At 42.2% G+C, this 11834-nt stretch carries 10 protein-coding genes; 5 read left to right on the top strand and 5 right to left on the bottom strand.

Annotation, left to right across the window (positions count from 1 at the left end; all coding sequences use genetic code 11):
- The first annotated feature begins 185 nt into the window (after positions 1-185).
- On the top strand, positions 186-698 hold the full coding sequence (locus H6G48_RS04055) for a Coq4 family protein (RefSeq protein WP_341275482.1): 513 nt from the start codon (positions 186-188) through the stop codon (positions 696-698).
- 236 nt (positions 699-934) lie between these two features.
- Here the strand turns inward: H6G48_RS04055 and H6G48_RS04050 are convergent, their stop codons facing one another.
- The 4 genes from H6G48_RS04050 to H6G48_RS04035 all read right to left on the bottom strand — a co-directional run bounded on the left by H6G48_RS04050 (position 935) and on the right by H6G48_RS04035 (position 3992).
- On the bottom strand, positions 935-1870 hold the full coding sequence (locus tag H6G48_RS04050) for an RpnC/YadD family protein (protein ID WP_190719334.1): 936 nt from the start codon (positions 1868-1870) through the stop codon (positions 935-937).
- An 89-nt stretch (positions 1871-1959) separates the two neighbouring features.
- Positions 1960-2511, bottom strand: a complete 552-nt coding sequence (locus H6G48_RS04045; RefSeq protein WP_190719331.1) for a DUF4334 domain-containing protein — start codon at positions 2509-2511, stop codon at positions 1960-1962.
- A gap of 117 nt (positions 2512-2628) precedes the next feature.
- Positions 2629-3033, bottom strand: coding sequence for a phage integrase N-terminal SAM-like domain-containing protein (locus H6G48_RS04040; protein ID WP_190719328.1), 405 nt, complete (start codon positions 3031-3033; stop codon positions 2629-2631).
- A 140-nt stretch (positions 3034-3173) separates the two neighbouring features.
- Positions 3174-3992 carry a hypothetical protein gene (locus H6G48_RS04035; RefSeq protein ID WP_190719325.1) on the bottom strand — a complete coding sequence of 273 codons (819 nt, stop codon included), beginning with the start codon at positions 3990-3992 and terminating at the stop codon, positions 3174-3176.
- A 365-nt stretch (positions 3993-4357) separates the two neighbouring features.
- Between H6G48_RS04035 and H6G48_RS04030 the strand changes: the two genes are divergently transcribed.
- Positions 4358-5521: a cysteine desulfurase family protein gene (locus H6G48_RS04030; RefSeq protein WP_190719321.1), complete on the top strand. Its 1164-nt coding sequence runs from the start codon at positions 4358-4360 to the stop codon at positions 5519-5521.
- 62 nt (positions 5522-5583) lie between these two features.
- Here the strand turns inward: H6G48_RS04030 and H6G48_RS04025 are convergent, their stop codons facing one another.
- On the bottom strand, positions 5584-7056 hold the full coding sequence (locus H6G48_RS04025; RefSeq protein ID WP_069474864.1) for an NADH-quinone oxidoreductase subunit M: 1473 nt from the start codon (positions 7054-7056) through the stop codon (positions 5584-5586).
- A 766-nt stretch (positions 7057-7822) separates the two neighbouring features.
- Here H6G48_RS04025 and H6G48_RS04020 point away from each other — a divergent pair.
- From H6G48_RS04020 to H6G48_RS04010, 3 genes are all read left to right on the top strand, one after another.
- A complete protein-coding gene (locus H6G48_RS04020; RefSeq protein ID WP_190719319.1) occupies positions 7823-9325 on the top strand; it encodes a radical SAM/SPASM domain-containing protein in 1503 nt (500 codons plus the stop codon).
- Between the two features lie 95 nt (positions 9326-9420).
- The gene (locus tag H6G48_RS04015; protein ID WP_190719316.1) at positions 9421-9585 is read left to right on the top strand and encodes a hypothetical protein; all 165 of its coding nucleotides are present in this window, start codon (positions 9421-9423) and stop codon (positions 9583-9585) included.
- 174 nt (positions 9586-9759) lie between these two features.
- Entirely contained in the window at positions 9760-11829 is a 2070-nt protein-coding gene (locus H6G48_RS04010; protein ID WP_190719314.1) for a prenyltransferase/squalene oxidase repeat-containing protein, read from the top strand.
- Positions 11830-11834 lie beyond the last annotated feature (5 nt).

The following is an 11834-nucleotide window of genomic DNA, read 5'->3' as shown; positions in this document are numbered from 1 at the left end:
TGTATCCTTAACAAGGGAACAGTCAAACTAGGAGCCGTGTGAGGTGAAAGTCTCATGCACGGTTCTGAATGGGAGGGGAGGTCGGTGACGACCTTCTCGACCCCTAATAGTATTATATGCTATTCACAACTAATCTAATCAGTGTGGCCAAGGGAATAATTTCTCTTTGACAAAATCCCGGTAACATTCTGTCTGTATATGATATTGAAGATGGCTTAAAAGAGAGTTGGTTACAGCGATTATCTTGGCAATATGTTAAAAGGGATCGAGCTACCGCTCAAATAATTGCCCAAAGATATCTGGCCGCTAGTCCCTGTTTAGAAACTCTGCTAAAACTCCCAGAAGATTCCCTGGGTTATCATTATGCTACTCACCTGATGAGGCTCAATTTTGATCCTAATTTTTATCGGTCTATTCAGGTCAATTCCGATACAGATTATCTGCTGCTTCGCTTACGGCAAACTCACGATATCTGGCATATAGTAACGGGTTTTGGTGTCGATGTGACGGGAGAATTGCAACTGAAAGCTTTTGAATTAAGTCAAACTCGTCGCCCTCTAGCTATTGTCCTACTTTTAGGGGGATTATTGGGAGCTTTATTTTCTTCCCCACTTTCCTTGCATTCTCTCTGGGAAGAGATTGTCATCGCCTATAATTTGGGCAAAAATACTCGACCTTTTTTGGCGCAAAAATGGTAACTAGCTTGGGAGAAATCCCTGCTAGTTTGGCGGCAAGAATTGGCGATTGTCTCCTCTAAAAACTAAACTAAGAGACAATTATAGATAATTATCGGGCTGAAATTTTTTCAGCTTTTTTTTCGCAAAAGACTTGACAAACTCAAAAATTTTTGCTAACCTTTTACTATAATAGGAATCCGTGTCAGCCTGCGGAGTCTCTCTACCATCAGGATTTAAGGCTGAAGCGGACTGAAAATTTAATTGTCTCTCAATCTTTCTAATAGTGAGGAGCGGGATAAATTCGCCAGAGAAAGAATTAACTCGGTGCGTTCCGAGATGGGAAGTTGGGCAATCCGTTCCACCAGAGCGGATAATTCCGAATCTAGAGTTCCGAACCGTCCTTCCAGAAGACTGGCTATCATCGAGTAACGTTCTTCTAAGGTGCCTTCTTGTCTCCCTTCTTGTCTCCCTTCTTGTTTTCCCTCTTCCTTCCAATCTTTTCGCTGCTTTAGATAAGCTGGTGATAAGTTCATAATGACCTCCTGTTCCTCTGCACTTAAATTATCCCTCAACTCTAAATTCTGGCGCCAGTTGGCTAAGATTTCTAGTAAATTTTCTCGAAAAGGGTTAGGTTGGGGAAGTTCAACTAACTCTTCTACGGCTCGTTTCTGAGTTCCTCCTTTTCCTAAAACCCTCAACCATAAAGTGTCTTCATTCACCGGTAATTGATGGATGGCGACTATGGCTGTTTTGAGGAAGTCAGCTAAAAAGTAAACCCCTTTCAACCAATTACTCTCATCGCTGTCAGCCCTGAATCCTTGAATCATTCTAGCTGAAAAGGTGGGCGTGAGAATCCATAAAACTGGCAATTCTGCTGCAGTTAGAGCTTTGTTTGACCGTTTCGCCTTCCTTAAGAGGTCATTATGAACCGCATATAACTTTGATATACAACTGCGAATCTCTATTTCTGAGGGAGAGTTGCGGAAAGGTTCAAACAAGCAGGAAGTCGCCGCCATTTTTCCGAGTAACCCTAAAGGGAGTTTATTCCTTGATGGTGAACTGGCCGGTTCAAACCAGACATCAATTTCTTGAACCTCGCTTTTTACTTTCTTGCTCTTTCTAATCGTCCCTAGAGGTGCTAACAATTCCTCTAAATACTCCTTAGCAAATTGGTCGTGAATTTGGCGAGTCATTGCAATTGATAATCGAGCCGAAAAAGGACGGCAATAATCTTATTATATCGTCAATAATGAAGGGTTTAAATCGAACCTCAAGAATTAAGTTATCTTTGACATCGCTTGAGAACAAAAAAGAAAGGTTGGGGAGAGTTTTTAAAATCCATAATTCCCAGCACGTTATTATCATCTACTTTCCGAAAAGAGTCATTGATGGGCAAATAATCATAAATCATCGTGGCGCTAACTTTGTCCCGATATTCCATCATTCGCAGTCTAGCCTGACTTGTCTCTGTTTTTAGCAAGGAGTTGGTCAGCATCAGCAAAGGTTTCAGAGAATTATTTTTGAGTATCGGCAGCTTCAAAATCCAGTTCATGGCCGTGGGATTGGGTGCCACCTTAAAAATTTTTCCCTGACCATCTAAAAATAACAGGGGGTGGACATTCTCAGTATCGACAAATTCTTTACCATACCAATTAGATGCTTCTAATAAACCATCCATTGGGTGATTTGTCTGAAGTCCAGAACCTTGCCAACGACCGAGCATAAAGTCTAAACTCACGGGGTCGAGAGCGTCAAACAATTGTAAAGCTATTTCTGTCGTCGTTTTACCAGCTTTAAGAATCGACTGGCAGCTTTCTAATTCTAATGTTTCCATTGTTTCACTCTTGTTGTGTCCTGACAATGATATTATAGCTTCTCAGCCAGAGGGTGGGGGATTGCCACTTGGTTAAGATTACCAAACATCCGACATATCTTCAGTCAATGGGTCATCTTATTGCTCTAGGGTTTCCAGCCATTCACTCATTTCTTCCTTGATGGTTTCTTTAAGTTCTTGCAAATCATCTTTATCTATTAGGCCTTTTTCAAGTAAGAAAGTGTAGAACTTTTTCAGACTACCTGCATTAGCCTTGATGCTTGATTGACTGGCCCACAGTGCCTTTTTGATAAACCAATAACCCAAAAATTCACTGACCATATCTACCCCGTCTTTGGCTTCTACGGCATCTTCATAGAGTAAATATTCGTTGATATAAAAATCTATATTTGAAACATGATTATTAATGGTTTTTTCGGACAGGCCTGATGATTCTAGCCAACTCTCAAAATCCGTTAGTAATTCATGATTGGCTTTTCTTATCTTTTGACAGTCAGCCTCGTATTTCTGGGAATCATCCATCTCAAATTTCTCTCCTCCAAATCGCTGCTCGATGGTCAATAGGGTAATGAATCAAGTGTTTTTTTCCAAGCGTCTAAAGCCGCCATTTCATCCTCATGGTCAACGTCGGCCAACCGCCGGAATCGCCTTTCTCTTTTCTGCTAAATAGCTCCAACGATGTTAGACTCAATTTGCTCAATGATGGCGGCCACATCTTCTTCTGTATCTCGAGGTTGGGTTAATTCCACATCCGTTGAGAAGAGGCACATTTGAGCCCAGTCTAAGTTTTCCACTTCACACTGGTCAATCACCGAACTGGGGATGTTTTTCAGGGTGATGCTATCCCATTCAATGCCGATGAGATTGCTCTGCCGCTCAATTGTCACAATTCTTCCTTGCCAACCACCGATGTCAGTCCCCAAATCTGGGTCAAGTACACCCTGTTTGACGATGACCGAGTCGCCGACTTTGAAGGCAAACTCTGACTCGGAAAATTCGGGCGACAAGCTGGAGGCAACCGAGAGATGATACTCGCTTCCTAGCTCTTTTAACTCAAAATCCACAATCATCCGCTTGTTTTCCGAGAAATAACGGTTTTTCCTAGCGATTAGCTCCTCGATTAGCTCTTGAATCTCCGCCTTGAGCCTTTTATCTCCTTTAAGAAGGTCTTTGTTAAAAACTCGGTCTATCATCTCTTGCCGCTTTGACTCGGGGGACAACGCCAGATTCCAAGCGATTATCCCTATGGTCAGCAGTGTTCGCATAGATCCCTTTGTTTCATTGGATTCGCGGTAAGGCTCGATAAAATCCTCCAGAACTTCCGACATTGTGACTTCCCCAGAAGGAGAGACGACAATTTCCTTGAAAGGCAAGGACTTTTCTCTTAATTTCTTCTCAAAGCTTTTCAAGGGTTTTTCGGATCCTTGGGACATTTTCTGCAGCCTGAGCAGTTCACTAAATGCCTTCGATTTTTTAGCCATGATTGAGCGGGAAAATATGTGTTATTAATCCTGTTGGGTTACTGAACAACATTGGGATAGGGGAATTGTAACTGCTGTCAGAGAGCGATTGCGCTCTCATTATTAAATCTTAAAGTTCTGGCCTGAGTTGTAAGCTGTTGACTGCTGAGTGGGTGGGTGGAATTAAATATAAAATGAACGTAGGTTGGGTTGAAGCATGAAACCCAACGCCCGCATGGGTTACGCTACCGCTAACCCATCCTACAAATAATTGTGCCTACCTACTTATCCGATACTTTTTTGTTAACATAGATTAGCAATGCACTTTCAGAGATTCTCTTAAAACAGAGGATATCTCCTTCTCAAATCCCCCGCGGGGGAAAAATATGTCTCAAAAGCCGATTTATCTAGATTGCCACGCCACGACACCGATGGAGCCGCAAGTTCTGGCGGCGATGTTGCCCTATTTTACCGAACACTTTGGTAATGCCAGTAGTATTAATCATGTCTATGGTTGGACAGCCGAGGCTGCGGTTAAACAGGCAAGAGAAACAATCGCCGCTGCTATTAATAGTAGTCCCGAAGAAATTATTTTTACCAGTGGAGCAACAGAGGCCAATAACCTAGCTATCAAAGGGGTTGCCGAAGCTTATTTCGCCAAGGGAAGGCATATAGTTACGGTGATGACAGAACATCGCGCCGTTTTAGATCCCTGTCATTATCTGGAAAAATTGGGTTTTGAGGTGACAATTTTACCCGTCGGTGCTGATGGCCTAATTGACTTGGAACTACTAGAAAAATCTTTGCGTCCTGACACGATTTTGCTGTCAATTATGGCTGCTAATAACGAGATTGGGGTGATTCAACCTTTAGCGGCAATTGGGGCGATTTGTCGCCAGTATCAGGTACTTTTTCATACGGATGCGGCCCAAGCAATCGGGAAAATTCCCCTAGATGTGGAGGAAATGAATATAGATCTGATGTCCTTAACTGCCCACAAAGTCCACGGACCGAAGGGAATCGGTGCGCTGTACGTCCGGCGCCGGAACCCCAGAGTCCGTCTCGCCGCTCAAATTCAAGGGGGAGGCCAGGAAAAAGGACTGCGATCGGGTACAATATTTACACCGCAAATTGTCGGTTTTGCCAAGGCGGTAGAATTGGGCATCAAAGCGATTGAAGAAGATACCAGCCACTTAAATCAGTTAAAAGCCCGTTTATGGGAGATTATCAGTCAATTAGACAGAATTTATCTCAATGGTCATCCTAGCCAAAGATTAGCCGGAAATTTGAATATTAGTATTGAAGGGGTGGACGGTGCGGCGTTATTGTTAGGATTACAGCCAATAGTGGCTCTTTCCTCTGGTTCTGCCTGTTCTTCTAGCCATACCGCCCCCTCCCACGTTTTAACTGCCTTGGGTCGCCCCGAATCTCTCGCTTATGCCTCCCTGCGCTTCGGGTTGAGTCGTTTTAATACTTTAGAAGAAATTGAACTGGTGGGGGAACAGGTGGTTTTAACGGTTAATTCCCTCCGCAAGGCCAAAAATTTTTGACGTTTCGGCTCCTATCCACAAGTTAGTTTCGGTCTAGGTTTGAAAAATTCCGGAAAAGGTTTCTATGATTGCCTTTGACTGATTGCCGTGCCAGTTAATAACACTGATGCTTGGTTTTCAGTCCAGTGAATCATCCAACTCGGTTGTAATCCCAAAACAATAATAAATAAAGCCAAGGCAATTTCGGGAAATCTTTCGGGCCAGGTACTGCGAGGAATGCGCGATAATTCGGGGGTTAAACGACCAAAGAAAACCCGATTAATCATCAGGAGAAAATATACTGCGGTTAAACCACTAGCGACCAAACATAAGAGCGTTTGTATCGGAAAAATCGGGAAACTGCCACGAAAGACCAAAAATTCGGCGATAAATCCCACCATTCCGGGGATGCCGGCGCTGGCCATGGCCGCTAAAATCATTAACATTCCCGTGATTGGTAAACCTCTTTCTGGATTTAATAAACCGCGTAGATAATCCACATCCCGACTGCCGGTTTTTTTATACACTACTCCCACCAACAAAAATAACAAAGCGGAAATTAAACCGTGACTAATCATCTGCAAAATCGCCGCGGTGATGCTTAATCTGGTGGTGGCCGCCGCCGCTAGTAAAATATAGGCCATGTGGGAAATGGAAGAATAGGCGACTACTTTTTTCATATCCTTTTGGGCAATAGCGCAACTGGCCCCGTAGAGGGCGCTGATAGCTGCTATCGTTGCTAACCAAGGAGCGAGAGTTACCCAAGCATCGAGAAATAAACCGACTCCAAAGCGCAGCAGTCCATAGGTTCCTAATTTGAGTAATATTCCCGCTAAAAGCACAGAAACGGGGGTAGATGCTTCGACGTGGGCATCCGGTAGCCAAGTATGAAAGGGAAAAATCGGGATTTTGATGGCTAATCCAATCAGAAGGGGGATGAGGAGCAGTAATTGGGTTTTAACGTCTAAATTGTTCGATAAAAGGGGGTTATAGGCGAAATTATTAGCACCAGTTAGCCAAACTAAGCCAAGGAAAGAGATTAGCACTAAAAAGCCAGAAATTGCCGTATATAATAAAAATTTCATGCCCGCGTAACCGCGTCTTTGACCCCCCCAAATGGCAATGAGAAAGTAAAGCGGGACGATTTCTAATTCGTAAAATAGGAAGAATAGCAGTAAATCCTGCGCTAGAAAGGCCCCCGCTACTCCGGCATTGAGTAACAAGAGCAGAGAATAGTAAAATTTCGGTCGGTTAACCTCTGTGCCACTAGCATAAAGAGCAATTATTGTCAAGATGCTGTTAAGAAAAAGTAATGAAAATGATAAGCCATCGACACCGAGGGCATAATTGAAACCGAGGAAATTAATCCAAGGCAGGTTAACCGTGAACTGCATTTGCGGGTTACTAGGGTCAAATTGCCAGCCAAGGAGAATATTCAGCAGTAAGAGAACGACAGCAAGAGTTAGAGCTAATCCTCGCACTTTTTTCGCCTCTAGAGGCGTGTAGGCAATCAGTATCGCCCCTATAATCGGTAGCCAAATAAAAGCGTTGAGCATTCTTTAATGGGCATGATAAACCTTCCCATTATTGCCTGAGCGGTCAATCTTTAGCAAGATAGCTATCAACTTTTAAGTAGGGAGGCACAATCATTTGTAGGATGGGTTAGCGGTAGCGTAACCCATCGGGGCGTTGGGTTTCATGCTTCAGCCCAACCTACGTTCATCTTATATTTAATTCCACCCACCTACTTAACATTCATTTTTGAAATAACTATCTCTGGTTTTTCCCGTTTCTGTGTGCAGAGCAGAAGAATAGGGATAATTTTCCAGAAATATAGTCTTCAAAACCTTGCCTAGTAAAACTACTAGGAATGATAAGCCCTGATTATCACACAAATTCGATAAAAGCCAAAGTTCTAATCATTAGGTTTGTTATTAATATTTATTAAGTTTTAGTTAATCATCTTAAGTTTTAGTTAATTATCTTAAGTTTTAGTTAATTATATTACGTTTCAGTTAATGCCGAGAAAATATGCTAAATTGATGGTCAAGGTTAAAGGGGGGTGCAAAGCCAATCGCCTCTTACCCTTCTCAGAAACAGAAAAACTAGGCAACTGATACTAATTTTTAACAGTCGTAACTAACATCTGAAAATTCCGCTCTCAGAAAGAAATTGCGCTTTGGAATAATCAACTAGGTTGTCATTACTTTTCAAAAATGATCTGAGGCTAACTCAGCCCAATAACGTGGTTGAAGCCCCCATTTTTCCGTTGCCTCCTCGCTTACATTAATAACCTATCAACATATTATACTTTGACTTACCATGCTAAGAACAAGCAGTTACACGATCTATGTTGACTTACCTAGCAGTACCGACGAAATGCTGCTAGTCCATGGTTACACGGGAGCTTATAACAAAGTTTCTCGACGGGTTGCCACCTATTTGCGTTCCCTGGAAGTGAAAGCACCACCTAAACCTCTATACGGAGATTGGACTCCTGAACCGGCTATTAATGGGGAAATCACACCTCCCGCTGAAGCAACAATTGAGTTGCTGAAAAAGCGGGGATACTTGACGAAAATGACACCAGAGGAAGAGGAGGCATTCTTCGTGAAGTTAGCAACCAAGCTGCATCATTTCCAGAAGCGTTTGATGCCGACTTATGTTTTCATGCCTACCTATAGTTGTAATCTGCGCTGTCCTTATTGTTTTCAAGATCACATGAGGACAGATCCAGCCTACAAGCATTTATTAACAAGAATGTCCCCAGAGGTAGTGGATAGGATTTTTGCCGCTATGCCTGCCATTGAAGCGGCTCACGGTGTAGCAGAAGATGCTGACTTACCTCGCAATATTACTCTTTTTGGTGGCGAGCCTTTATTGGCAGAAAACCGTTCAACGATTGAATATATCCTTGAACGCGCCTTCGCTTCAGGTAAGGCAAATTTCTCGGCGATTACCAATGGAACAGAGTTAGAAGCTTATCAAGATTTACTGGCTCCAGACAAAATTTCTTGGCTACAAATCACTTTAGATGGCGTTCCCCAGGAACATGATAAGCGGCGAATTTATGCCGATGGTAAAGGTTCTTACGAGCAAATTGCCCAGAATATTACCCGGGCATTAGATTTGGGAGTCCGGGTGGCGGTGCGAATGAATATTGACAGGAACAATGTTAATAAACTGCCCGATTTGGCTGATGAAATTGTTGCTAGAGGCTGGAATAAATACAAAGGATTTCAGGCTTATACTGCCGTAGTTACTGCGTCTAATAGCAAAACTGAGGTCAAAACCACATTAAATTCCTGGGAATTAGATTTGCAACTAAACTCCCTGCGCCAAGAACATCCTAATATGCGGGTAATTGACCGCCCGGATGATGGATTGATGGCGGGGGTCAGAGAGATTTTTTCAGAGAATAGAGAGCCGATAAATTCCTTCAAAGCCAGTTTCTGCGGTGCCCATAACAAAATGTACGTTTTCGATCCTTTTGGGGATATTTATGCTTGTTGGGAGAAAACAGGAGATCCGAAAATTCGCATTGGTTACATAACAGAAGACAGTCAAGTTATCTTAAATGAAGAATTAAATCAAACCTGGCGAAATCGCACGATTGTTTCTAACCCAGTTTGTCGCAAGTGTCGCTATTCTTTTTCTTGCGGAGGTGGGTGTGCTGCTGTCGCCATGAGTAATAAGGGCAAATTCTATACCAATTATTGTGATGGTTTTGCCCATCGCTTTCGAGCCAGTGTAGCTGAAGCATATTTAGATTATGTGGCCGGTACGGAAGTAGAAGAAAGACAGGAGCTTTTGTGTCCTGTATAAACGGTCTTTATCTGTCAAGCTGTGCCTGGGGAGAGTTATCTTTCTCAACCCAATTGTTCAAGGGAACTTAATCCAACTAAAAGGAGAATACCATTATGGATGAAGAAACTAAAAAGATTCAACCTGAAATCGAGAACTTGAATCTTGATGAAATTGATGTTGAAGAACTGGAAAAACGCCTTGAGTTAGCGGTGGCAACTGAAGCTGTCTGGATTTGTGGTATTTTTGACAATGAACTGCCTCCGCCTAAGGAGAAATAATCCAGTTGCAACTGAGTAAAGCTGATTGGCTCAACCTCATTGATTTCTTGTTTTTTACAATAGTCTATTAAGCCAGCTTTGAAAAGCACAAAAAAGGCACTTTTGGCAGATAGAGTCATTGCGCTTAATAGGCTATTCTTTCTCTCAAATCATGTCATTTAAGGAATTTAATATATGATTAAACAAGATTGGCTTTCAATAATTAATCCAGAAAATGAAGAGATAGCAAAACATCGATCTCAGTTACGAGATCTGTGGACAAATCAACTTATACTTAAAGACTTAGAAGACAATCTCAATCTGCAAACAATTTGCGATTATTTCATCTATCTTTTCAGAGAAGCCTTCTCTTCGGATTCTTTGCCGGCTGATGAGATGAGAATATTAGCTCTAGCCGGGCAGATTTTTGCCAATTCGCTCGTCTTGTCTGACAAATTAATAGATCGGCAATATATTGAATTTAACGTCGCTAGTTTACTAGGGATTCAGGCAAAACAATTTGAATCTTATCATCTACTCTATCAAATATTTCCGCCTAATACAACTTTCTGGCAAAGGTTTCGAGGTTATTTATCTCAATACACTCAAGCTTGCCTTGAGGAAAATGATTTTATTTCAGGAAAACGTCCTTGGAGTGAATATACAGAATCAGTTGCCATTCAAAGTATTAGGGATAGAACTGGAGTCGCTAAAACGGCGATCGCTGGCTTAGTAGAATTGGCTCAGGAGGACAAATATTTAACTCAACTAGAGGAATCAATTAGTAATTTTTATGTGGCGAACCAAATGCTCGATGATCTCCGCGACTGGAAAGAAGATTTACAAACTGGAATTCCCTCTTTATTGCTGTCTCGCCTAATAGATAAATCACCGCACCAATACAGCCAGGAAGAATTAGAAGAATTACGAAAAAAATTAAATCATAAAATTTATTATCAAGGACACGCTAATTATGTCTTAGAACTTGCCTTAAAATATCTTGATCAGGCAGAAATATTAAAAAAAGAATTGCCAGAACTACTCTGGTGGAATGTGACCTCAAAACTACGGCACAAATGTCAGACATTAATTGAAGATATAGCTGGCATCGTCCAGAAAAACCTAGAACGTGCTAAAAAACAGCCTAAATTTACTTTAACCCCGCCTGCGGCTGCAAGTGAATGGCAACAACTGTCATGGGATGGATTAAACTTTATCATCAAACAGTGGCAGTTGGGCTTTGGGGAAGCTAGACACATCATGGTATTTGCCCAGGAGCAAGGATTTAGTTCTTCTCAAGAGTATCAGTATGGAGATGTGTTTCAAAGAGCATTAATTGCTGATGCTTTATGTGATGTCGATGAACAGTTAGGCGGGTTACTCCAGCCGTTACTAAAAGAAGAAGTAAACTATCTCCTGAACTGTCAGCGAACAACAGGAATTGGGGGGTGGAGTTATTTTCCTGACTTGCCAGAATTGTCACCCGATGCCGATGATTTAGCACAGATAATGCAGGTTTTATTACGTTTGGGTCATGGCGCAGAAATTGTAAAATTCTGCGAAACTCCTTTGAAATTTCTTTTAGAAGATTGTGCCTATCCTGATGGTAGTTTTGAAACCTGGATTATCCCCAAAAATCAGCGGACTTCAGAACAAGAAAACCAAGCTAAGTGGGCAAAAGAGGCGTGGGGAACTGGACCCGATACCGATGTAATTGCTAATTTAATCTATGCTCTTTGGTTGTACGATTCACAACGTTTTTCTGATCAAATTAAACAGGGAATTACCTATTTAGAATCTCAACAACAGGCTGACGGTAGTTGGTTAAGCAGTTGGTATCACGGTCCCTATTATGGCACTTACGTCTGCTTGAGACTGTTAGCCGCTACTAAACCGGATTCACCGGCGATTTCCCGCGCCTCGAACTTTTTGAAAACTCAGCAACATTCTGATGGAGGTTGGGGACTGACAGAGGACAGTGATTCCCTTAGTACAGCCCTATCTTTGTTAGGATTGGCGGCTGTCGCCAAGCTGGGGGGAGGTGAGGAGAATAACAATTTAGCTACTCCAGCTTTGTCATTTCTGCAAAGTTGTCGGCAGCCAGATAAAGCTTGGGAAAATTGTCAATTTATTTGCATGGAATTGGGGCGCGCTTCTGGTCAAGTCTATCAAATTCTTTCCTATGGCAGCCGTACCATAACTAGCACCTTCGTGATGAAAGCGGCCAATGCTTGGCATCAACTGAGCAGACAGATTACTTCATAAGGGAA

The sequence above is a fragment of the Microcystis flos-aquae FACHB-1344 genome (assembly GCF_014698375.1).
Classification (GTDB): Bacteria; Cyanobacteriota; Cyanobacteriia; order Cyanobacteriales; family Microcystaceae; genus Microcystis; species Microcystis aeruginosa.
The sequence above is the reverse complement of the archived record's forward strand: the minus strand, read 5'-3'. Positions and strand labels throughout refer to the sequence as shown.